The sequence below is a fragment of the Streptacidiphilus jeojiense genome, from assembly GCF_000719095.1.
Classification (GTDB): Bacteria; Actinomycetota; Actinomycetes; order Streptomycetales; family Streptomycetaceae; genus Streptacidiphilus; species Streptacidiphilus jeojiensis.
Map to the genome: position 1 here is coordinate 204468 of NZ_JOEH01000019.1, position 22291 is coordinate 226758.

Sequence of the window (22291 nt, forward strand, 5' to 3'; positions counted from 1 at the left end):
TCCCAGCACCGACTGTTAACGCTTGCTCAACGGTCGGCGGTAGAACAATTTGCTGGTGGAACCGAATCATGGACCGGCACCCTGGGATCACCCCCTCCCCCAGGAGCTGAGCCGTGACCCTCCCCTTCGGCAGTACCGCCGCCGCGATGATCACTCCGTTCCACCCCGACGGAAGCCTGGACGCCGACGGCGCCCAGGCCCTCGCCGTCCACCTGGTCGACCGGGGCTGCGACGCACTGGTCCTCAGCGGCACCACCGGGGAGTCCCCCACCACCAGCGACGCCGAGAAGGACGCCCTGCTGCGGGCGGTCCTGGAGGCGGTCGGCGACCGCGCCCGGATCACCACGGGCGTCGGCAACAGCGACACCCGCCACAGCATCGAGCTGGCCCAGGCTGCCGAACGCGCCGGAGCGCACGGCCTGCTGACGGTCACCCCCTACTACAACCGTCCGGGCCAGGAGGGCATCCGCCGTCACCTGGCCGCCGTCGCGGACGCCACCGCACTGCCCGTCATGCTCTACGACCACCCCGGACGCACCGGCAGCCGGCTGGACCGGGAGACCCTGCTGCGGCTGGCCGAGCACCCGCGCATCACCGCGGTGAAGGACTCCACCGCGGACCTGGCCGCCTGCGCCCACATGATGGCCCGCACCGACCTGCACTACTACTCCGGGATCGACGAACTCAACCTCCCGCTCTACGCCCTGGGCGCCGTCGGCGCCGTGAGCACCGTCGCGAACCTCGCCCCGGGCGAGACCCGGGCGGTGCTCCGGGCCCATCGCGACGGCGACCCGGCCGCCGCGCTCCGGCTGGACCGCCGGCTCCGTCCACTGGTGGAGGCGGTGATGGACCTGGCCCCCGGCACCGTCACCACCAAGGCCCTGCTCAACCACCTGGGCCTGCCCGCGGGCCCGGTCCGCCTTCCGCTGCTGGACGCCGAACCGGCCCTGACCGCCGTCCTGCTGGAGGCGCTGACCGGTGCCCTGGGCGACGGGACCGACCCTGCTCAGATCCAGCGGTCGAAGGGCCGGTCCAGGGTGTAGCGGCCGTCCGGGCCCAGCAGCAGGGTCCGGTACTCCCCGTTGTCCGGATTGGAGAGCGCCTCGAACTCCTCCACCGACCAGTGGAACCAGCGCATGCAGAACAGCCGCATCATCAGGCCGTGCGTCACCAGCAGCACATTCGGCGGATAGTCGGGGCGCTCGAAATTGCGGTGCAGGGTCTCGAAGAAGGCGCCGACCCGGTCGTAGACATCGGCGCCCGATTCGCCCTGGGTGAAGCGGTAGAAGAAATGCCCGTAGGCGTCCCGCGCCTTGCGCTGCCGGCGGATGTCCTCGGCGTCCTGGAGATTGCCCCAGTCCTGCTCCCGCAGTCTCGGCTCCTCCATCACCCGGGTCCGCGAGGGATTCATCCCCAGCAGTGCATAGGTCTGCCGATTGCGCAGATAGGGGGAGACATAGGCCTGCACCGGATCGATGCCGAACTGCCCCCGCAACTCCGCCCCCACCGCCCGCGACTGCTCCCGCCCTTTCGCGGTCAGTTCCAGCGCATGGTCGGGTACCCGCTCGTAGATCGTCTCATCGACGTTCCCCTGCGACTCCCCGTGCCTGACCAGCACAATGCGCTGTGGACGTGCCATACGACCACCCTAACCGGCCCTTTCGGGGCGGGCGCGGCGCCCTTGACAAAAGTTCTCTTCTGGATAATCCGCCACAGATCGAATTGCTACCCTGGTGGGCATGACCTCCATGACGCCCACCCGCACCGAGCCGGACCTGTCGTTCCTGCTGGACCACAGCAGCCATGTGCTGCGGACGCAGATGTCGGCGGCGCTCGCCGAGATCGGGCTGACCGCCCGGATGCACTGCGTGCTGATCCACGCCCTGGAGGAGGAGCGCACCCAGGCCCAGCTCGCGGAGATCGGCGACATGGACAAGACCACCATGGTGGTCACCGTGGACGCCCTGGAGGAGGCCGGCCTGGCCGAGCGCCGACCGTCGAGCCAGGACCGCCGGGCGCGGATCATCGCGGTGACCGCGAGGGGCGCCCAGGTCGCCGAGGAGAGCCAGCGGATCGTCGACGACGTCCACCAGCGGGCCCTCGGCTCGCTGCCGACCGATGCCCGCGAGGCCCTGCTGAATGCACTGAACCTGCTGGTCGGCGACTATCTGGCAACGGCGGCCGCAGCCCCGCGGTCGGCTCGCCGGGCACGGCAGCGCGAGAAGTAGGGCTGAAACAGATCGTCTATAACAAAACAATCTGCTAGCGTCTCTTCTGTCGCCCCTTCGGACAGGAGAGTCCGCATGTCTGCCACAGCCCGCACCGCCGCACCCCGCACCCGTCCCCTCGCACGTCCCCTAGCGCTCGCCGTCATCGCCACCGGCCTGCTCATGGTCGTGCTCGACGGATCCATCGTGACCGTGGCCATGCCGGCCATCCAGAACGACCTCGGCTTCTCCGCCACCGGACTCAGCTGGGTCGTCAACGCCTACCTGATCGCCTTCGGCAGCCTGCTGCTGCTCGCCGGACGGCTCGGTGACCTGATCGGCCGCAAGCGGATGTTCCTCGCCGGAACCGCCCTGTTCACCGCGGCCTCGGTACTGGCCGGAACCGCCACCACCCCGGCCCTGCTGATCGCGGCCCGCTTCCTCCAGGGCGTCGGCAGCGCCATGGCCTCCGCCGTCGGCCTGGGCATCCTGGTGACCCTGTTCACCGAGCCCGGGGAGCGCGCCAGGGCCATCGCCGTGTTCAGCTTCACCGGCGCGGCCGGCGCCTCGATCGGCCAGGTCCTCGGCGGCGTCCTCACCGACGCCCTGGACTGGCACTGGATCTTCTTCATCAACCTGCCGATCGGTCTGGCGACCCTGGCCGTCGCCGCGGTGGTCCTGCCCGCCGACCGCGGCCTCGGCCTGCGGGCCGGAGCCGACGCCGTCGGCGCGGTGCTGGTCACCGCCGGGCTGATGCTCGGGATCTACACCGTCGTCAAGGTCGAGGAGTACGGCTGGACCTCGGCCCGCACGCTGGGTCTCGGCGCGCTGGCCGCCGCCCTGCTCGCGGCGTTCGCCGTCCGGCAGGCGACGGCCCGTAATCCGCTGGTCCCGCTGCGGCTGTTCCGCTCCCGTACGGTCACCGGCGCCAACCTGGTCCAGATGCTGATGGTCGCCGCGCTGTTCTCGTTCCAGGTGCTGGTCGCCCTCTACCTGCAGCATGTGCTCGGCTACAGCGCCACCCGGACCGGCCTGGCCATGCTCCCGGCCGCCGCCGTCATCGGCGCGGTGTCACTGGGCGTCTCCGCCCGGCTCAACGCCCGCTTCGGCGAGCGCCGGGTGCTGCTCACCGGGTTGCTGCTGCTGGTCGGCGTGCTCGGACTGCTCGCCCGGATCCCGGTCCACGCCCACTACGCGACCGATCTGCTGCCGGTGATGCTGCTCGCCGCCGGCTTCGGACTCGCCCTCCCCGCGCTCACCACGCTGGGCATGTCCGGCGCGAAGAGCGACGACGCCGGGCTCGCCTCGGGGTTGTTCAACACCACCCAGCAGATCGGCATGGCCCTAGGCGTCGCCGTCCTCAGCACCCTCGCCGCCGGACGCACCGGCCGGCTGCTGGCCCACGGCAGCACTCCGGCCGCCGCCCTGACCGGTGGCTACCACCTGGCCTTCGCCGTCGGAGCGGGGCTGCTGGTCGCCGCCTTCGCGGTGGCCGCCGCACTGCTCCGCCGCCCCGCCGAGCAGCCGCAGCCGACCCGGCCCGCCGCCACGACCGTCTCCGTCTGACACCGAATCAGGCTGCGCCGGCTCCTGAGACAGTGCGTCCCCCGAAGCGAACCGCTTCGGGGGACGCACTGTCTCGGGCTGTTGCCCCGTTGTCAGCTGCAGCCGCTGGTGGAGCCGCAGCCCTCGCAGAGGTAGCAGCTGCCGGCGCGGCGCATCTTGGTGCCGCAGGAGAAGCAGAGCGGAGCGTCGGAGTTGATGCCCTGCTGGAGCTCCAGCAGCTCGGTGGAGTTGTGCACCACCGGGGTCGGCAGCGGCTGGGCCGCCGCCGGAGCCGCCGGGGCGGCGGGGGCGGACGGGACCGCCTGCGGCCTGGTGACGGCCCGCGGGGCGGACTGGGACAGGCCCTCGACGTCCACATCCTCGTCGGCCGGCTCGTAGGAGCCGGTCTCCAGGTGGCGGGTGCGCTCCTCGACCGAGTGGATGCCGAGCGCGGACCGGGTCTCGAAGGGCAGGAAGTCCAGCGCCAGGCGGCGGAAGATGTAGTCGACGATCGACTGGGCCATCCGCACGTCCGGGTCGTCGGTCAGACCGGCCGGCTCGAACCGCATGTTGGTGAACTTGGAGACGTAGGTCTCCAGCGGGACGCCGTACTGCATGCCGACCGAGACCGCGATGGAGAAGGCGTCCATCATGCCCGCGAGGGTCGAGCCCTGCTTGGACATCTTCAGGAAGACCTCGCCCAGGCCGTCGTCCGGGTAGGAGTTGGCCGTCATGTAGCCCTCGGCGCCGCCGACCGTGAAGGAGGTGGTGATGCCGGGACGGCCCTTGGGCAGGCGCTTGCGGACCGGGCGGTACTCGACCACCTTCTCCACGGCGGCGGGGGCGGAGGGCTTCGCCTCGGCCTTGCCGTCGTTCTTGGACTTGGCCGACAGCGGCTGGCCGACCTTGCAGTTGTCGCGGTAGATCGCCAGCGCCTTGACGCCCAGCTTCCACGCCTCGAAGTAGATCTCCTCGACCTCTTCGACGGTGGCGCTCTCGGGCATGTTGACCGTCTTGGAGATCGCACCGGAGATCCACGGCTGGATCGCGGACATCATCCGGACGTGGCCCATCGCCGAGATGACCCGCTCGCCCATGGCGCAGTCGAAGATCGAGTAGTGCTCGGACCTCAGTCCGGGCGCCCCGACGATGTTGCCGTGGTCGGCGATGTGCGCGACGACGGCCTCGACCTGCTCCGGCTGGTAGCCGAGGCGCTTGAGGGCGCGCGGCACGGTGTTGTTGACGATCTGCATGGAGCCGCCGCCGACCAGCTTCTTGAACTTGACCAGGGCGAGGTCGGGCTCGACGCCGGTGGTGTCGCAGTCCATCATCAGGCCGATGGTGCCGGTGGGCGCCAGCACGCTCGCCTGGGCGTTGCGGAAACCGTTCTTCGCACCGAGACGCAGCACGTCCTGCCAGGTCTCCGTGGCCGCGGCCCAGATCGGACCGTCCAGCTCGTCACCGCGCGGGGCGGCGGCGTTGGCGTCGGCGTGCTGGCGCATCACCCGCTGGTGCGGCTCGGCGTTGCGGGCGTAACCGTCGTAGGGGCCGACGATGCCGGCCAGCTCGGCGCCGCGCTTGTAGGCGGTGCCGGTCATCAGCGAGGTGATGGAGCCGGCCAGGGCGCGGCCGCCGTCGGAGTCGTAGGCGTGGCCGGTCGCCATCAGCAGCGCGCCGAGGTTGGCGTAGCCGATGCCGAGCTGGCGGTAGGCGCGGGTGGTCTCGCCGATCTTCTGGGTCGGGAAGTCGGCGAAGCAGATGGAGATGTCCATCGCGGTGATGACCAGCTCGACCACCTTGGCGAAGGTGACCGCGTCGAAGCTGTCGTCGTCGCGGAGGAACTTCATCAGGTTCAGCGAGGCCAGGTTGCAGCTGGAGTTGTCCAGGTGCATGTACTCGGAGCAGGGGTTGGACGCGTTGATCCGGCCGGACTCCGGGCAGGTGTGCCAGTGGTTGATGGTGCTGTCGTACTGGATGCCGGGGTCGGCGCAGGCCCAGGCGGCCTCGGCCATCTTGCGGAACAGGCCCTTGGCGTCGACAGTCTCGATGACCTCGCCGGTGAGCCGGGCCCGCAGGCCGTACTCGGAGCCGTTCTCCACCGCGGTCATGAACTCGTCGTTGACCCGGATCGAGTTGTTGGCGTTCTGGTACTGGACCGAGGTGATGTCGTCCCCGCCCAGGTCCATGTCGAAGCCCGCGTCGCGGAGGGCGCGGATCTTCTCCTCCTCCTTGACCTTGGTCTCGATGAAGGCCTCGACGTCGGGGTGGTCCACGTCCAGCACGACCATCTTGGCCGCACGGCGGGTCGCACCGCCGGACTTGATCGTGCCGGCCGAGGCGTCGGCGCCGCGCATGAAGGAGACCGGTCCTGAGGCGTTGCCGCCGGAGGTCAGCAGTTCCTTGGAGGAGCGGATCCGGGAGAGGTTCAGGCCGGCTCCGGAGCCGCCCTTGAAGATCATCCCCTCTTCCTTGTACCAGTCCAGGATCGAGTCCATGGAGTCGTCGACGGAGAGGATGAAGCAGGCGCTGACCTGCTGCGGCTGCTGGGTGCCGACATTGAACCAGACCGGCGAGTTGAAGCTGAACACCTGGTGGAGGAGGGCGTGGGTCAGCTCGTGCTCAAAGATCTCGGCGTCGGCCGGGGAGGCGAAGTAGCCGTTCTTCTCACCGGCGGCGCGGTAGGTCAGCACCACCCGGTCGATGATCTGCTTGAGGCTCCACTCGCGCTGCTCGGTGCCGAGCGCACCGCGGAAGTACTTGCTGGTGACGATGTTGGTGGCGTTGACCGACCAGAAGTCGGGGAACTCCACGCCGCGCTGCTCGAAGTTGACCGAGCCGTCGCGCCAGTTGGTCATGACGACGTCGCGCCGCTCCCACTCGACCTCGTCGTAGGGGTGCACGCCGGGGGTCGTGTAGATGCGCTCGATGCGGAGACCCGCGCCGGCCTTCGGGCCGGTGGCCTTGCCGCCCTTGGCCGCACCGCCCTTGCCTGCCCGGGTACCGCTGGTGGTGTCCGTCATTGCCGCCTCCTCCTGGGCAAAACGCCCTGGGCGCCCCGCTGCTTCCCGGGGACCCGTCGTATCCGCAAAATCCGCAAATCAATTCCGCGCAGGCAGAAGCGCCCCCTCGGGCGTCCCTGGTGCGTTGGCGTGTGGTGCGTGCCGTTGTCGTGCGTGCTCAGGCTGCTGGAACGGTGCCTACTGCGACGCGGTGGCGGGAGCGGGCACGGCAGTGCCCTCCTCCGCCGCTGGAGGCCGGTCCACGCGGAGCTCCGCGATGGCGGCCTCGAAGTCCTCGAGTGATTCGTAGGCCCGGTACACCGAGGCGAACCTCAGGTACGCCACCACGTCCAGCTCCTTGAGCGGGCCGAGTATGGCCAGGCCGACGTCATGGGTGGAGAGCTCGGCGCTGCCGGTCGCCCGGACGCACTCCTCCACCCGCTGGCCGAGCAGGGCGAGCGCGTCCTCGCTGACGGGGCGCCCCTGGCAGGCCTTGCGCACGCCGCTGACCACCTTCTCGCGGCTGAACGGCTCGGTGACCCCGCTGCGCTTGACCACCATCAGCGCCGCGGTCTCCACCGTGGTGAAACGGCGGTTGCAGTCCGGGCACTGGCGGCGGCGGCGGATCGAGGTGCCGTCGTCGGTGGTGCGCGAGTCGACCACCCGGCTGTCCGGGTGCCGGCAGAAGGGGCAGTGCACGGTGCTGGTGTCCCTTCTGTCGTCGGCGTGCCGGAACGGCCGTCCCGACCGTGCGGCCGGGCGGGTTCCAGGCTGATTCTAGGCGATGGCCCAGGCGGGGCTCCACGGGGGGAACCACTACCTGTGGCCGTCGAGGACCTATGTAACCACTAGATCTGGTGCTCGCGCCAAGCCTTCGCGCACCGCGTGTCGTAGCCCGCAGCTCACGCCCAGCGATCACCGCAGGTCAGAACGGAGGGGCTGGTGGAGCGCCTGGGGAACTCTCACCCGGTTGGCCCGCGAGGGACGAAAAGTGCGGGAAGGGACCGCTGCGCCGGGATTCATGAGATCCTGCTGCTCGAACAAACGATCGCATCATCAGCCGTGCCAGCGCCTTGTACACCGCCAACCTTGATCACGTCAGGCGACCCAGGAATAATTCACTCGAACGTGTGTTTGGCGCAACCTTTCGATCGGTCATACCGTTGGCCTATTCAAAGGGAGAACGTCCGTCGAGAGGGGCCGCCGTGACCACCGCAAAAAGTAGCACCGTCCCGGTGCAGGAAAGCTCCCAGCACTCCAGCACCGCGCCCACCAGCCAGACCCAGACCCGTAGCCGGGAAGACATCGGGAATACCGTCTCGGGACTCCTTCCGAACCAGGCATCCGGTCCTTCCGCACCCCACTCCTCGGGACACTCCTTGGACGCTCTTGAGAATGCCGCGGCCGACAGCGCCGCCGACGAGACCCTCGCGGGTGAAAGCCCCGCGCGCTCCCTTCCCGGCCGCCCGCCCGGAATCCGCACCGACGAGGCCGGGCTGACCGAAAGGCAGCGCCGCGTCATCGAGGTCATCAGGGATTCCGTGCAGCGGCGCGGATATCCGCCGAGCATGCGGGAGATCGGCCAGTCCGTGGGCCTCTCCAGCACCTCCTCGGTCGCCCACCAGCTGATGGCGCTGGAGCGCAAGGGATTCCTGCGGCGCGACCCGCACCGTCCGCGCGCCTACGAAGTACGCGGCATGGATGTGGTCCGTCCGGTCCCGGAAAGCACCACCGGACGCCCGGCGACCTCGTACGTCCCACTGATCGGCCGGATCGCCGCCGGTGGGCCGATCCTCGCCGAGCAGTCGGTGGAGGACGTCTTCCCGCTGCCCCGGCAACTGGTCGGCGACGGCGAGCTGTTCGTGCTCAAGGTGAGCGGCGACTCGATGGTCGAGGCCGCGATCATGGACGGCGACTGGGTCACCGTACGACGCCAGCCGGTGGCGGAGAACGGCGACATCGTCGCGGCGATGATCGACGGCGAGGCCACGGTGAAGCGCCTCAAGCGCGAGGACGGCCACATCTGGCTGATGCCCCACAACGCCGCCTACGAGCCGATCCCCGGCGACAGCGCGACCATCCTCGGCAAGGTGGTGGCGGTGCTCCGCCGGCTCTGACCCGGCGGCACACACGGTCTTGCGGCGGTCCCCGGAGGAGGGTGACCGCCGCAAGTCCTTTCGCGCTACCGGGCCTTCACCGGCCGGGGCGGCGCGGCGGCGGCGTTGATGGCGGCCAGCGAGCGGCGGACCTGGTTGCGGTCCGTGGTGTACCAGAAGTCCGGCATCGAGGAGCGGAAGAAGCCCCCGTAACGGGCCGTCGCCAGACGTGAGTCGAGCACCGCGACCACGCCGCGGTCCTCCGCCGCCCGGATCAGCCGGCCGGCGCCCTGGGCCATCAGCAGCGCGGCATGGGTGGCCGCCACCGCCATGAAGCCGTTGCCGCCGTGCTCCTCGACCGCCTTCTGCCGGGCGCTCATCAGCGGATCATCGGGCCGCGGGAAGGGAATGCGGTCCATCACCACCAACTGGCAGGCGGAGCCGGGGACGTCGACCCCCTGCCAGAGCGAGAGGGTGCCGAAGAGGCAGCTCTCGGTGGAGGCCGAGAAAGTGCGGATCAGTTCGCCCAGGGTGTCCTCGCCCTGGAGCAGGATCTCGCCGGGCACGCGCTCCCGCAGCGCCTCGGCCGCCGCCTTGGCGGCCCGCATCGAGGAGAACAGGCCCAGGGTGCGGCCCCCGGCGGCCTCGATCAGCTCGGCGAGCTCGTCCAGCATCGCCGGACGGTCGGGCTCGCGGCCCGGCGGCGGCAGATGCCGCGCGACGTAGAGGATGCCCTGCTTGGGATAGTCGAAGGGCGAGCCGACGTCCATGGCCCGCCAGGCGGGGGTGGACTCCGCCAGCGGCTCGCCGACGTCGTCACGGCCCGCTCCGCCGGCGGGGGCCTTCCCGTCCTCGCCGAGCCTGCCCTCCGAGCCGAGGCCCAGCGAGAGCCCGACGCCGTTGAAGTCGCCGCCCAGCTTCAGCGTGGCCGAGGTGAGGACGACCGAACGCTCCTTGTAGAGGTTCTCCCGCAGCAGCCCGGAGACGCTCAGCGGGGCGACCCGCAGCGAGGAGGTGCCGGCGCCGAAGCGGTCGTTGTTCTCGATCCACAGCACGTCGTACTCGGAGCCCTCCAGCATCCGGTCGGTGGTGTCGTGGATGGTCTCCACCGAGGCCAGCGCCTGCTTGCGGACCGCGTCCTCGTCGCTGACGCCCTTGTCGCGCACCTCGCCGATGGAGGTGATGACGGCCCGCGACGCCTCGCGGATGGCGGCGACGGCGTAGCCGATGTTCTCCGGCAACTCCTCGACCCGGCCCGGCTGGGCGATCTCCATCAGCCCGTGGAAGTTCTCCGCGGCGGCCTGGAGCTGGTCCACCGCCTTCTCGTTGGCGAGTTTGGCCGCCCGCTTCACCGCACGGTTGACCGCGCCGGTGGTCAGCTCGGCGGTGGCGATACCGGTGACCCGGGAGACCAGTTCATGGGCCTCGTCGACGATCAGCAGCTCGTGCTCGGGGAGGACCGGCGCGCCCTCCAGCGCGTCGATGGCGAGCAGCGCGTGGTTGGTGACCACCACGTCGGCGAGCTTGGCACGTTCGCGCGCGGACTCCGCGAAGCACTCGCCGCCGTAGGGACAACGGGTGGCGCCCAGGCACTCCTTGGAGCTGACCGCCATCTGCGCCCAAGCCCGGTCGGAGACACCGGGTGACATGTCGTCACGGTCGCCGGTCTCGGTCTCGTCGGCCCAGTCCCGGAGCCGCATGATGTCCTGGCCGAGCTTGCTGGTCGGGCCGCCCAGCACCTCGGCCGGGTCGAACAGCCCCTCGCCGTCATCACTGGGCGCGCCCTCGTGCACCCGGTGCAGGCAGAGGTAGTTGGAGCGGCCCTTGAGCATCGCGAACTGGGGACGGCGGCGCAGCAGCGGCTGCAGCGCGTCCACGGTGCGCGGCAGGTCGCGCTCCACCAGCTGCCGCTGCAGGGCCAGGGTGGCGGTGGCCACCACCACCCGGTCGCCGTGGGCGAGGGCGGGGACGAGGTAGGCGAGCGACTTTCCGGTGCCGGTGCCGGCCTGCACCAGCAGGTGCTCGCCGCCGTCGACGGCGGCGGCGACCGCCTCCGCCATGGCGATCTGCCCGGGGCGCTCCACGCCGCCGACGGCGGTGACGGCGGCGTGCAGGAGTTCCCCGATCCGGCCGGACCCGGCGGGGGTTTCCGCCTCGCCTGCCGGGGAGGCCGATGGGTTGTCGTCGGTGGCGCCCTCGCCGGGCGTGGGAAGTTCAGTCATGGCTCGCCCAGCCTAGAGGTCGGCACTGACATGCGGGCATCACACAGTGGCGGGCGCGGACCCGGACGCGGCTTCGGACGCTGATTCCGCTGACGGGGCCGAGGGCCGCGGCACCCCGAAGGTGGTCCAGGCGGTACGCCCGGGAAGGCGGTGCACGGTGCGGTCGGCGACGGCGTTGAGGATGGTGGCGGCCCGGTGCGCACCGAGGCCCAGGTCGGGCGTGCCCACCCCGTGCGTGTGGAGTTCGGCGTTCTGCACGTAGATGCCGCCGGTGACCTCGGCGTCCAGGCCGATCCGGTGCTCCAGGTCCACCACCAGGCGCCCCTGGTCGTCCCGGAGGACGAGTTCGCCCAGCGGGTCGAGCAGGGCCGGGCGGCGGGCGGCGTGACCGGTGGCCAGGATCACCGAGTCGGTGCGCCGGGTGTAGCCGATCCCGGTCTGCACGTGCCGGCAGTGCAGTTCCAGGCCGCCGCTGGACGCACGACGGGCCGCCTCGACCTCGGTGCCCGGCAGGATCTCGACGTCGGCCGGGGCCGCGCCGAGGGTGCGGTCGTAGAGGGCCGAGTGGATGTCGGCCAGGGTCTCCGCGCTGGCCGCCTTGTAGAGCTGCCACTGGGCCGGCACCAGGGCGTCCTTGGTGCGGGCCGGCAGGGCGTGGAAGTAGCGGGTGTAGTCGGGGGTGAAGTGCTCCAGGCCCATTTTGGAGTACTCCATCGGGGCGATGGCCCGGCTGCGGGTGATCCAGCGCAGCTGCCGTCCGGGTGCCTGACCGCGGCTGCGGAGCAGGTCCAGGAAGACCTCGGCGCCGGACTGGCCGGAGCCGACGACGGTGACGTCGGTGCTGTCCGCCAGCGTGTCCCGCACGGACAGGTAGTCCTCGGCATGGTGCGCGACGCCGGCGCCCTGGAGTTCCGCGAACGCCGCGGGGACTACGGGTTCGGTGCCGATGCCCAGGACGATGTTGCGGGTCGCCACCGACTCGCCGTCCGGCAGCCCGATCCGGAACAGCCGGCTGTCCGCGTCCCAGGTGACCGCGTGCACCGGGCTGGAGAAGCGGCAGTTGGGCAGGCGGCCGGCGGCCCAGCGGCAGTAGTGCTCGTACTCGCGGCGGCTCAGATGGGATCGCTCGGCGAAGTAGAAGGGGAACAGCCGGTCGTGCTCGTGCAGGTAGGCGAGGAAGGTCCAGCGGCTGGTGGGATCGACCAGGGAGACCAGGTCGGCGAGGAAGGGCACCTGCATGGTCGCCCCCTCCACCATGAGGCCGGGGTGCCAGCTGAACTCGGCCTTGGCGTCCAGGAAGAGCGTCCGGAGCTCGGCGACACCGTCGGCCAGGGCGGCCAACGAGAGGTTGAAGGGGCCCAGGCCGACACCGACCAGGTCGTAGGGCGCGGCGGAGCTGGCGACTTCGGTGGTGTCCACGGCGGAGGTGCTTTCGTCAGGGGAACGGGTTCGGTGACGGGTGGTCAGACACGGTCGCGGACCATCAGGGCGGCCCGCTTGGCGGGCAGGTCGAGGTCCTGGTGGTGGCGGAATCCCGCCTTGAGGAAGGCCCGCACGGAGGGGATGTTGCGGACATCGGGCTCGGCCACCACCCGCGCGGCCGAGTGGCGCTCCCTCAGCGCGCGCTCCGCGACGGCCCGCAGCAGCCGGGGGCCGACGCCGCGGCCCCGGCATTCGGGCGGCCCGAGCAGCAGGTGCACCCCGGTGTCGTGGGGCCGGGCCGGGTAGTGCCGGGCGATCGGGTCGAGATCGGCCCGGTAGAGCTCCCAGTAGCTCATCGGGGTGCCGTCCAGCAGCCCGAGGCAGGGGGCGCTGCGGCCGTCGCCGTCGAGTTGGGTGCTGATGTGCTGCTCCGTCAGCTCGGCCGGTCCGGAGAGTTCCCAGAAGGCGGCGACCACCGGGTCGTTCATCCAACCGGCGACCAGGGACAGGTCTCTCGGCAGCCGTACCGGGTGCAGCCGGAACTGGCCGACCGGGGTGTCCATCACGCCCCAGCGGCCGACCCCGTCGAGCAGGTCGGCGGCGGGCAGCCGGGGCCGCGGCGGGCGCGCCGGCGCCTGCGCCGGGACGGCGCCGCGCGACGGGAGGAGGGAGTCCGGGGGGAGCGAGTGCGGGGCGAGGTGGTGCGGGGTGAGCACCTGGTGCCAGGGCACCGGACGCCCCGGTCCCGAGCCCGGTCCTGACCCCGGTGCGGGGATCGGCGGCCGGCTCACCGGGACGCCCCCGGGGCCGGTGCGGAGCCGGCGCCGGGGCCGGCGGCGACCTGGCCCGGGCCGGCGGCCGTCACCAGCGGGTTGTCGACGGTGACGTACACCGACTGTGTCTCCACCGGGCCGACCAGCTCGTCCAGGCCGTTCAGCCGGGTGCGCAGATTGGCCTTGCAGCGCAGGGTCGGGGCGTCGAGGAGTCGGGCGGGCAGGCCGGACCCGGTGGCGGCCGCGGCGGAGCCGGCCAGGAATCGGCGCAGTGCGGCCAGCAGCAGACGCTCGTCCGCGAGCCGTTGCGACCCGAACGCGCCGACCAGGCCCAGCAGATGGTTGATGCCGAGGTAGTAGCCGAAGCGCTCGTCGGCGACGGCGTCCGGGACGAAAGTGTCGCTCCGGGTGCCGATTCCGGGCAGCCGGGCGTCCAGGGCGGCCGCGCGCGACTCCCGGAAGTAGTAGCCCTGGTTGTCCCGGTAGCGGCCGCCGACCGGCCAGCCGTGGGCGTCCAACTCCACCAGGCTGTTCTGCTGGTGCGCCTCCAGCGCGATCCCGGCCTGCCCGTCCAGCCAGAGCAGCGGCAGCACCACGACGTCGAGGTAGCGCAGGAACCACTCGGTGGCCACGGTGGCGGTGGGGCGGCCGCTGCGGGCTGCGAGCCGGTGCAGCAGGTCGCACAGGCGGGAGGCTGCCGGAATGCCGCCCTCGGTGCGGCTCGGGCGTTCGGCGACCAGGCCGGCCACGCACAGCACCCGGTCCGCGGCGCCGAAGGGGTTCTGCCGGATCACGGTGTCCAGACCTCCGGCTCCCTCGGTACCCGCCGCCCCGGCCAGGTCCGCGCCGATCCAGGCCGGATCGCGGACGATGTCGAAGCCGGGGTGGGCGGCCCGCCACTCCTCGCCGAGTCCGCCGGCGAGCAGCCGGTGCACCTCCACGCCCCGGTGCAGTTCCTTGCGCAGGTTCTCCCGGCGGGAGTTGGTGATCCGCAGCCCCAGCGACAGCTTCAGCATGAACGGGGCGCCGGGCCGGTGCAGCGTGCGCAGCGAGGAGGTGGGGTACCAGAGCGGCCCGGACGGCCCCAGGTCGTGCAGCCGTCCCTCGCCGAGCAGCCGGTGGACGTCCTGCCGGTGCGTCAGTTCCCGGGCCTGCCAAGGGTGCAGCGGAAGCGCGACGGTTCCGGGCGGCAGCGGCCGGGCGTCCGGTCCGCGCAGCGCGGCGGTGATCGCCGCGGCCGGGGAGGGCAGCGCCGAGTCCGAGGCGGCCAGCTCCTGGTCGACGGCGAACCAGTGCAGCCGGTGCGCACCGCGCAGTTCGGGCGAGAAGGCGGCGGCCTCGGACTCGCCCAGACCCTCGCGGCTCTTGGGGGTGGGATGCAGTGGATGCCCCAGCAGCAGGGCCTGCTCACCGTCCAGGAACGGGCTGGTGCCGGGCGGCGGCTCCGGGGCACGCCGGTGTTCGGCGATGAACGCGGCGGTGCGGCGGACCGAGTCCACGACGCGTCCGGCGAGGTCGGCGACATGGCGCGGGGCGACGGGTTCGCCGCCGGAGCCGCCTCGGGCCAGCAGCGCCGCGACGGTGACCGCGTCGACCGGATGGCCGCCCTCCCGGCCGCCGGCCCCCGCGACCAGGACCGCGCGGCCGAAGCGGTGCCAGCCGCAGGGCGACCAGTAGCGGACCGGGACCACCAGGTGCAGCCCGTCGCCCAGGGCCACAGTGAGCAGGTCGCCCGGTGGACCGGTGATGCCGGTCTCCCGTACCCAGCAGCGCAGCAGGCTCTCGGTGGCCGCGCAGTCGGCGGCCACCGCCGGATCCGGGTGCAGCAGCGGATCGGTGTCCGCCGCCGGGTCCGGTCCGGCCTGGCCCTGCGCGGGGACTCCGCCACGGGCAGCAGTGCTCACGAGTTGGTCTCCCGTTGTTCGTCGGCGTCCGGCGGTTCGCTGTCGGCGCCTGCGGCGAGGACGAGTTCGATCAGTCGGTCCAGCTCGGCCGTGCTGGTGCCGGGGTTCAGCAGGGTGAGCTTGAGCCGCACCGAGCCCGGCCCGCTGCCGAGTTCGGTGCGGCCGACGACGGCGCTGCCCTGTTCGAGCAGGCGTCGGCGGAGCGCGGCGTTCACCCGGTCCGTCTCCGCGCCCGCTGCGGCGCCCCGCTGCGGCAGGTACCGGAACAGCACCGTGGTGAGCACCGGCTCCGCGGTCAGCTCCAGTCGCGGTTCGGCGGCGATCCGCTCCGCCGCGTACCCGGCGAGGTCGTGGCAGCGGTCGACCAGCGCGCCGAGACCGGCCCGGCCGAGGGTGCGCAGGGTGACGGCGACCTTGAAGGCGTCCGCCCTGCGGGTGGTCCGCAGCGAACGGCCCAGCAGCGAGGTGTAACCGGCGTCTTCGTCGTCCTCCGGATTGAGGTAGGCGGCACGCTGCTCCAGCGGTGCGAACATGGCCGCCTCGCGTACCAGCAGCACCCCGGCGGCGATCGGCTGCCAGCCGAGTTTGTGCAGGTCCAGCCCGATGGTGTCGGCCTCCGACAGCCCGTCCAGCAGCGGTGCCAGCCGCCGCGAGAACAGCGCTCCGCCCCCGTAGGCGGCGTCGACGTGCAGCCGAACCCGGTGCCGGCGGGCGACGGCCGCGACCGCGGCGAGCGGGTCGACGGCCCCCAGGTCGGTAGTCCCGGCCGTGGCCACGACGCAGCAGGGCACCCGTCCGGCGGCCCGGGCGTCGGCGAGGGCCCAGTCCAGCACCCGGGGGTCCATCCGGCCGTCCGGCGCGGTCTGCACCGGGACGACGGCGTCCCGGTCCAGGCCCAGCAGCGCGGCGCCCCTGGCGATGGAGAAGTGGGCGGCCTGCGAGCAGTGCACGGTGAGCCGTCCGGAGGCGAACTGCTCCCTGGGGAAGGCGTCCCGGGCCAGCAGCAGCGCCATCAGATTGGACTCGGTTCCGCCGCCGGTCAGCACGCCCGCCGCGGCCTCCGGCCGAGCGAAGCCGACCAGTCCGGCGAGCGCCCGGACCACGGCGAGCTCCACGGACGTGCTGCCGGGGGCCTGGTCCCAGGAGTCCAGCGAGGGATTGACCGCGGCCGTCGCCAGCTCCGCCGCGACCGCGACGGCCAGCGGCGGCACATGCAGATGGGCCGCGCAGGCGGGGTCGGCAGGATCGGCGGCGGTGGCGGCCAGCGCTTCGACCAGTGCTCCCAGCGCGCCCGGATCGCCTTGCTCGGGAAGGAGCGCCGACGGCGCCAACAGCGCCCGCAGCCCCTCCGCCACGGCCGCGGGGCCGCCGGGCGGCAGCGGGCCGCCCCGGCGCGCTGCACCCCGGCGCAGCGCCGCGAGCACCTCCGCGACCAGCGGCTGGAGCGCATCCGGGCCCGCGGTTCCGCCCGCGAGAGCGGATCCCGGTGGGCGGTCGAACGGCTCCGCCTCGGTCACCGGTACTCCCCCGCCCGGGCCGGCGGAAGGCCGCGGTGCGCCGCCGAGGCGGCGTGGACGGCCTCGCCCAGGCGCTCCAGCACGGTCTCCGCCTGCTCGTCGGTCATGGTCAGCGGTGGCAGCAGCCGCAGCACGCTGTCATGGCGACCGCCCAGTTCCACGATCAGCCCGCGCCGCAGCGCCTCCTGCCGCACCGCCGCGGCCAGTCCCGGCGCGGCCGGACGCGCACCGAGCGGGTCGGCGTCCGCCTCCGGGTCGACGATCTCCACCCCCAGCATCAGCCCTCGGCCGCGGACATCGCCCATGGCCGGCAGCAGGCAGTGCAGCGCGCGCAACCGGGCCAGCATCCGCTCGCCGAGGGCCGCGGCCCGCTCCGCCAGCCTCTCCTCCCGTACGAAGCGCAGCGTCGCGGCGCCGGCCGCCATGGCGAGCTGATTGCCCCGGAAGGTGCCCGCGTGCGCGCCGGGCGCCCAGACGTCGAGCTCACCCCGGTAGACGACGGCGGCCAGCGGAAGGCTGCCGCCGACCGCCTTGGACACCACCATGACGTCGGGGACCACGCCGGAGTGCTGCACCGCCCAGAACGCCCCGGTCCGGCCCACGCCGGTCTGCACCTCGTCGACGATCAGCGGAATGCCGTGGGCGGCGCTGATCCGGCGCATCTCGCGCAGCCATCCGTCCGGGGCGGGAAGCACACCCCCCTCCCCCTGGACCGGTTCGACGATCATCCCGGCGGCCGGCTCCACCCCGCCCTTGGGGTCCGCCAGCAGCGACTCGGTCCAGCGCGCCGCGATCCGCGCAGCCTCCGGACCACCCAGCCCGAACGGGCAGCGGTAGTCGTAGGGGAACGGCAGCCGTACCGGGCGCCCCGCCGCGCCGCCGAGCCCGGCCGCGCGGTCTCCGCCGGCGGCCAGTGCCCCCGCGGTCATGCCGTGGTAAGCCCCGGTGAAGGCGAGCAGGCCGCTGCGCCCGGTGGCGGTTCGGACCAGCTTGAGGGCCGCCTCGACCGCGTCCGTGCCGGCCGGCCCGCAGAACTGGATCCTGGCGTCGCGGGCGAACTCCTCCGGCAGCGAGGCGAAGAGCTCGGTGGTGAACGCGTCCTTGACCGGCGTCGCCAGGTCCAGCACGTGCAGCGGAGCGCCGGAGTCCAGCAGCTCGCGGATCGCCTGCAGCGCCACCGGGTGGTTGTGGCCCAGGGCGAGGCTCCCGGCTCCGGAGAGGCAGTCCAGATAGCGTCTGCCGTCCGCCCCCTCCACCGTCATGCCCTGCGCCCGCACCGGGACGATCGGCAGCGAACGGGCGTAGGTACGGGCCGCGGACTCGCGGGCGGCCTGACGGCCGAGGATCGCCTCGGGATCGACGGCGGAAGCGGCGACGGCTGGGCCCGGGGTCGGCAGGGCCCCGGCTGGTGGCAGGACGGTCGGCGGCACGGCCTCGGTTCCTCCTGGCTGGTCAGGGCGGTCCGCAGGGCCCGGCGCCGCCCCCGGAGGGACCGCTCCGCGCGCTGGGATGGGCACCCCCTCGGGTGACGCCCCTTTGGTCTAACGAGCCAGCACCCTCCCAATCACGCGCGATCTCAGCCACGATCGCGGATCCGCCCGGAAACGGCGACGGGCGGCCGCTCCCCGTGGGGGGAACGGCCGCCCGTCGCAGGGCGGCTGAGACCGGGTCAGCTCGCCTGGGCAGCCAGGCTGTAGCGCTCCAGCTCGGCCGCCAGGTCCGGCAGCACCCGGGCCTTGAGCAGGGTGCCCTCACCGGTGTGCTCCTCGGAGAGCACCTCGCCGTCCTGGTGCACCCGGGAGACCAGGTCGCCGCGGGTGTAGGGGACCAGGGTGGTCACCTCGACCGCGGGCCGCGGCAGCTCGTTCTCGATCAGCCGCAGCAGCTCCTCCATGCCCTCGCCGGTGCGGGCCGACACCACGATGGCGTGCGGCTCGCGACGCAGCAGTCGCGCCAGGACCTCGGGGTCCGCCGCGTCCGCCTTGTTGATCACGACGATCTCGGGAACGTTCTGGGCGTCCACCTCGACGATGACCTCGCGCACCGCGGCCAGCTGGGACTCCGGCTCCGGGTGCGAGCCGTCGACCACGTGCAGGATCAGGTCGGCGTCGCCGACCTCCTCCATGGTGGAGCGGAACGCCTCGACCAGGTGGTGCGGCAGGTGCCGGACGAATCCGACCGTGTCGGCCAGGGTGTAGATCCGGCCGCCCGGCGTCTCGGCCCGGCGGACCGTCGGGTCCAGGGTCGCGAACAGCGAGTTCTCCACCAGCACACCGGCCCCGGTGAGCCGGTTGAGCAGCGAGGACTTGCCGGCGTTGGTGTAGCCGGCGATGGCCACCGAGGGAACCTGGTTCCGGCGCCGCTCCTGCCGCTTGGTCTCGCGGCCCTTCTTCATGTCGGCGATCTCCCTGCGGAGCTTCGCCATCCGCTCGCGGATCCGTCGCCGGTCCGTCTCGATCTTCGTCTCACCCGGGCCGCGGGTGGCCATACCGCCACCGCCGCCGGCCGAGGAGCCGCCGCCACCACCCATCTGCCGGGAGAGCGAGGCGCCCCAGCCGCGCAGCCGCGGCAGCATGTACTGCATCTGCGCCAGCGAGACCTGGGCCTTGCCCTCACGGGACTTGGCGTGCTGCGCGAAGATGTCCAGGATCAGGGCGGTACGGTCGACCACCTTGACCTTGACCACGTCCTCCAGGTGGATCAGCTGGCCCGGGCTGAGCTCACCGTCACAGACCACGGTGTCGGCGCCGGTGGACTCGACGATCTCCCGCAGCTCACGGGCCTTGCCGGAGCCGATGTAGGTGGCCGGGTCGGGCCGGTCGCGGCGCTGGATCACGCCGTCCAGGACCTCGGAACCGGCGGTCTCAGCGAGTGCGGCGAGCTCCGCCAGGGAGTTCTCCGCCTCCTCCACCGTGCCGTCGGTCCATACGCCGACCAGGACCACCCGCTCCAGGCGGAGCTGGCGGTACTCGACCTCGGTGACGTCCTGGAGCTCGGTGGAGAGCCCGGAGACCCGGCGCAGCGACGCACGGTCGCCGCGGTCGAACTGGTCGCCGTCGTAGTCGTTGCTGCGGCCTGCGCCGCCGAGGGCCTCGTCGAATCCCGCGAGGTCCTCGTCCATCAGTGCGTCCGCCCTACGGGTGGCCCGGTCCTGCAGAGGATTCTGCCGGGGGTCCTGCTGGGAGGCAGCGTCGCGGGTTTCGTACGTGGAGGTCATTGCATCCTTAGCGGAAGGGATCAGGTCCAGGAAGCGGGAGAGCCGCCTCCTCATCGGAGAACGTCCCAGCGCCGCTGCGGATTCCCGACGACGACGATGGTCGCACGCCCTCTCCGGGGCCGTCACCCGGATTTGCCGTCTGCGGGACCGCCCGGTACACGTCGTAGACGCCGGCCACCCTGAGCATGGCCTTCATCAGCCCCGGCAGCAGCCCGGCGTCGGGAAGCGTGACCGTGTACCGGTGCCGGACCCGGAGCTCCTGGGGCGGTTCCACCGAGGCCGAGACGATGTCCGCGCCGACCGCGGAGATCGCGGCGGTGAGGTCGGCCAGCAGCCGCGGCCGCCCCAGCGCGTCGGCCTGGACGGTGACCATGTAGCCGACCGGTGCCGCGCCCTGTCCGCCGGCGTCCTGGGCCCAGGCGACCTCCACCGGCGTGCGCCCCCCGCCGGCCATGCCGCTGCCGGTGGGGCAGCCGCTGCGGTGCACCGCGATGCCGCCCTTGACCGCGAAGCCGAGCAGTTGGTCGGGCGGGACCGGGGTGCAGCACCGGGCCAGCCGCACCGCCGCACCCGGCCTCCCCGCGGCGATCACCAGGGCCCGGTCCCGCGGGTCGGGACCGGGGGCGGACGGGAGCTCGACGCCGAGCCGCTCCAGCGGTGCCCCGGCCTCCGACCCGTCCGGCTCGACCTGCGGTTGAGGGTGCTCGGCGAGCCAGCGTTCGATGGCGATCCGGGCGGACGCCGTCCGCGCGTGGCCCAGCCACTCCGGGGAGGGGCCGCCCGGCTCCCCCGCTCCGACCGGGGCGTCCTCGGTCAGCACGTCCACGACGTCGCCGTCGTGCAGCTCGGTGGAGAGCGCGGCGAGCCTGCCGCCCAGCCGCACCCCGATACATCGGTGGCCGACCTCCTCGCCGAGTGCGTAGGCCGCGTCCACGCAGCTGGAGCCGACCGGCAGGTGCAGTGTCCGGCCGTCCTCGGTGACCACGGTGAGCTCTCCGTCGCCGGAGAGATCGGCGGTGAGGGCGGACCAGAAGGTGTCGGCGTCCGGGGTCTCCCGCTGCCACTCCAGCAGCCGGCTGAGCCAGCCGGGCCTGGCTGGGTCGGTGCGGTCCAGCTCGTCCCTGCCGCCGGCCGCCTCCTCCGCGTGCGCCTCGTCCGCGCGGGCGCCGGGGCTGCCCAGCGCGACCACCCCGAACTCGGCGACCTGGTGCATCCGCGCGGTGCGCACCAGTACCTCGACGACGTCCTCGCCGGCCCCGCCCGGCGCGGTGGCGACGGCGGTGTGCAGCGACTGGTAGAGGTTGAACTTGGGCGCGGCGATGAAGTCCTTGAACTCCCCCGGCAGCGGTGACCAGCAGGTGTGCAGCTCGCCGAGGACGGCGTAGCAGTCGGCGTTCTCCTCCACCACGACCAGGACCCGGGCGAAGTCGCAGGGCGCGAGCTCGCCGCGGCGCAGCCGGCTGCGGTGCACCGAGACGGCGTGCCGGGGGCGTACCGACACCTCGGCCTGGATCCTGGCCTCGCGCAGCTGGCGCCGCAGCGCGCCGGCGAAGTCCGCCAGCGGGTCGAGCCCCTCCTGCTGAGCGGTCTCCCTGGCCGCGATCAGCGCCCGGGTCTCCGCGTACTCCTCGGGGTGCAGGGTGGCCAGGACGATGTCCTCCAGCTCGGTCTTGACGACCTGGATGCCGAGCCGCTCGGCCAGCGGGATCAGCACGTCCCTGGTGACCTTGGCGATCCTGATCCGGCTGGCCGGCTTCATGTGCCGGATGGTGCGCATGTTGTGCAGCCGGTCGGCCAGCTTGATGACCATCACCCGGACGTCCTCGCCGGTGGCCAGCAGCATCTTGCGGAAGGTCTCCGCCTCGGCGGCGGCGCCGAAGTCCACCTTCTCCAGCTTGGTGACGCCGTCGACCAGGTAGGCGACCTCCTGGCCGAAGCCCTCCCTGACCTGATCGAGCGTCACCGCGGTGTCCTCGACCGTGTCGTGGAGCAGCGAGGCGACCAGCGTCGTGGTCTCGGCGCCGAGTTGGGCCAGGATCATGGTGACCGCGAGCGGATGGGTGATGTACGGCTCGCCGCTCTTGCGGGTCTGCCCGCGGTGCGAGGCCTCGGCCAGCTGGTAGGCCCGGTCGAGCAGAGCGAAGTCCGCCTGCGGGTGCTGGGCCCGGTGCGCCCGTATCACCGGCTCCAGGGCGTCGGCGAACTGCGGCCGCCCGCCGCCGACGAGAAGCGCCGCGAAGCCGGCCCGGCCCAGCCCGGAACGCGCCCTGGCCCGACGCAGGCCACCGCTGCCCGCCTCGCCGCCCTGGTTCGGCGGAGAGACGGTTCTGCGACCGCCCAGGGGAACGGCTGGGAGATCACCGGCATCGACGTTCATGCACACCTCCGG

15 protein-coding genes are annotated in these 22291 nt (G+C 72.5%); 4 read left to right on the top strand and 11 right to left on the bottom strand.

Going from position 1 to position 22291, the window contains the following annotated elements; translation table 11 throughout:
• Positions 1–113 precede the first annotated feature (113 nt).
• Entirely contained in the window at positions 114–1043 is a 930-nt protein-coding gene (gene dapA, locus IF29_RS0125080) for a 4-hydroxy-tetrahydrodipicolinate synthase (protein ID WP_157623915.1), read from the top strand.
• Here dapA and IF29_RS0125085 read toward each other — a convergent pair.
• Positions 1007–1639, bottom strand: coding sequence for a histidine phosphatase family protein (locus tag IF29_RS0125085; protein ID WP_030259119.1), 633 nt, complete (start codon positions 1637–1639; stop codon positions 1007–1009). The genes dapA and IF29_RS0125085 overlap by 37 nt on opposite strands.
• A gap of 100 nt (positions 1640–1739) precedes the next feature.
• On the opposite strand from IF29_RS0125085, the gene IF29_RS0125090 reads away from it, so the two are divergent.
• A complete protein-coding gene (locus tag IF29_RS0125090) occupies positions 1740–2228 on the top strand; it encodes a MarR family winged helix-turn-helix transcriptional regulator (RefSeq protein WP_030259120.1) in 489 nt (162 codons plus the stop codon).
• Positions 2229–2303: 75 nt separating this feature from the next.
• Positions 2304–3773: an MFS transporter gene (locus IF29_RS0125095; RefSeq protein ID WP_037596484.1), complete on the top strand. Its 1470-nt coding sequence runs from the start codon at positions 2304–2306 to the stop codon at positions 3771–3773.
• Positions 3774–3865: 92 nt separating this feature from the next.
• Here the strand turns inward: IF29_RS0125095 and IF29_RS0125100 are convergent, their stop codons facing one another.
• Both IF29_RS0125100 and nrdR read right to left on the bottom strand, forming a co-directional pair.
• Positions 3866–6772 carry a vitamin B12-dependent ribonucleotide reductase gene (locus IF29_RS0125100; RefSeq protein ID WP_030259126.1) on the bottom strand — a complete coding sequence of 969 codons (2907 nt, stop codon included), beginning with the start codon at positions 6770–6772 and terminating at the stop codon, positions 3866–3868.
• Positions 6773–6949: 177 nt separating this feature from the next.
• Positions 6950–7450 (bottom strand): transcriptional regulator NrdR, encoded by a 501-nt coding sequence (gene nrdR, locus IF29_RS0125105; RefSeq protein ID WP_030259129.1) that lies wholly within the window; start codon positions 7448–7450, stop codon positions 6950–6952.
• A 680-nt stretch (positions 7451–8130) separates the two neighbouring features.
• Between nrdR and lexA the strand changes: the two genes are divergently transcribed.
• On the top strand, positions 8131–8868 hold the full coding sequence (gene lexA / locus IF29_RS0125110; protein ID WP_051725920.1) for a transcriptional repressor LexA: 738 nt from the start codon (positions 8131–8133) through the stop codon (positions 8866–8868).
• Between the two features lie 65 nt (positions 8869–8933).
• Here the strand turns inward: lexA and IF29_RS0125115 are convergent, their stop codons facing one another.
• The 8 genes from IF29_RS0125115 to IF29_RS0125150 form a co-directional block, all read right to left on the bottom strand.
• The gene (locus IF29_RS0125115; RefSeq protein ID WP_084714889.1) at positions 8934–11069 is read right to left on the bottom strand and encodes an ATP-dependent DNA helicase; all 2136 of its coding nucleotides are present in this window, start codon (positions 11067–11069) and stop codon (positions 8934–8936) included.
• A gap of 39 nt (positions 11070–11108) precedes the next feature.
• Positions 11109–12488 carry a lysine N(6)-hydroxylase/L-ornithine N(5)-oxygenase family protein gene (locus tag IF29_RS0125120; protein ID WP_030259134.1) on the bottom strand — a complete coding sequence of 460 codons (1380 nt, stop codon included), beginning with the start codon at positions 12486–12488 and terminating at the stop codon, positions 11109–11111.
• Positions 12489–12532: 44 nt separating this feature from the next.
• Positions 12533–13282: a GNAT family N-acetyltransferase gene (locus IF29_RS0125125; RefSeq protein ID WP_380524540.1), complete on the bottom strand. Its 750-nt coding sequence runs from the start codon at positions 13280–13282 to the stop codon at positions 12533–12535.
• Entirely contained in the window at positions 13279–15168 is a 1890-nt protein-coding gene (locus IF29_RS0125130) for an IucA/IucC family protein (RefSeq protein ID WP_063757591.1), read from the bottom strand. Before IF29_RS0125130 ends, IF29_RS0125125 begins: the two co-directional genes overlap by 4 nt.
• Positions 15165–16685: a pyridoxal phosphate-dependent decarboxylase family protein gene (locus IF29_RS0125135; RefSeq protein WP_051725924.1), complete on the bottom strand. Its 1521-nt coding sequence runs from the start codon at positions 16683–16685 to the stop codon at positions 15165–15167. The genes IF29_RS0125130 and IF29_RS0125135 overlap by 4 nt, the downstream gene beginning before the upstream one ends.
• Complete coding sequence (locus tag IF29_RS0125140) at positions 16682–18082, bottom strand: diaminobutyrate--2-oxoglutarate transaminase family protein (protein ID WP_051725960.1); 1401 nt, start codon at positions 18080–18082, stop codon at positions 16682–16684. Before IF29_RS0125140 ends, IF29_RS0125135 begins: the two co-directional genes overlap by 4 nt.
• Before the next feature lie 272 nt (positions 18083–18354).
• The gene (gene hflX / locus IF29_RS0125145; RefSeq protein ID WP_030259149.1) at positions 18355–19902 is read right to left on the bottom strand and encodes a GTPase HflX; all 1548 of its coding nucleotides are present in this window, start codon (positions 19900–19902) and stop codon (positions 18355–18357) included.
• Positions 19903–19909: 7 nt separating this feature from the next.
• On the bottom strand, positions 19910–22279 hold the full coding sequence (locus IF29_RS0125150; protein WP_063757592.1) for a RelA/SpoT family protein: 2370 nt from the start codon (positions 22277–22279) through the stop codon (positions 19910–19912).
• Positions 22280–22291 lie beyond the last annotated feature (12 nt).

Bases quoted from the DNA above. Each gene is read 5' to 3' on its own strand.
- IF29_RS0125085 (WP_030259119.1), bottom strand. From the start codon at position 1,639: ATGGCACGTCCACAGCGCATTGTGCTGGTCAGGCACGGGGAGTCGCAG.
- IF29_RS0125090 (WP_030259120.1), top strand. From the start codon at position 1,740: ATGACCTCCATGACGCCCACCCGCACCGAGCCGGACCTGTCGTTCCTG.
- IF29_RS0125095 (WP_037596484.1), top strand. From the start codon at position 2,304: ATGTCTGCCACAGCCCGCACCGCCGCACCCCGCACCCGTCCCCTCGCA.
- IF29_RS0125100 (WP_030259126.1), bottom strand. From the start codon at position 6,772: ATGACGGACACCACCAGCGGTACCCGGGCAGGCAAGGGCGGTGCGGCC.
- IF29_RS0125115 (WP_084714889.1), bottom strand. From the start codon at position 11,069: ATGACTGAACTTCCCACGCCCGGCGAGGGCGCCACCGACGACAACCCA.
- hflX (WP_030259149.1), bottom strand. From the start codon at position 19,902: ATGACCTCCACGTACGAAACCCGCGACGCTGCCTCCCAGCAGGACCCC.
- IF29_RS0125150 (WP_063757592.1), bottom strand. From the start codon at position 22,279: ATGAACGTCGATGCCGGTGATCTCCCAGCCGTTCCCCTGGGCGGTCGC.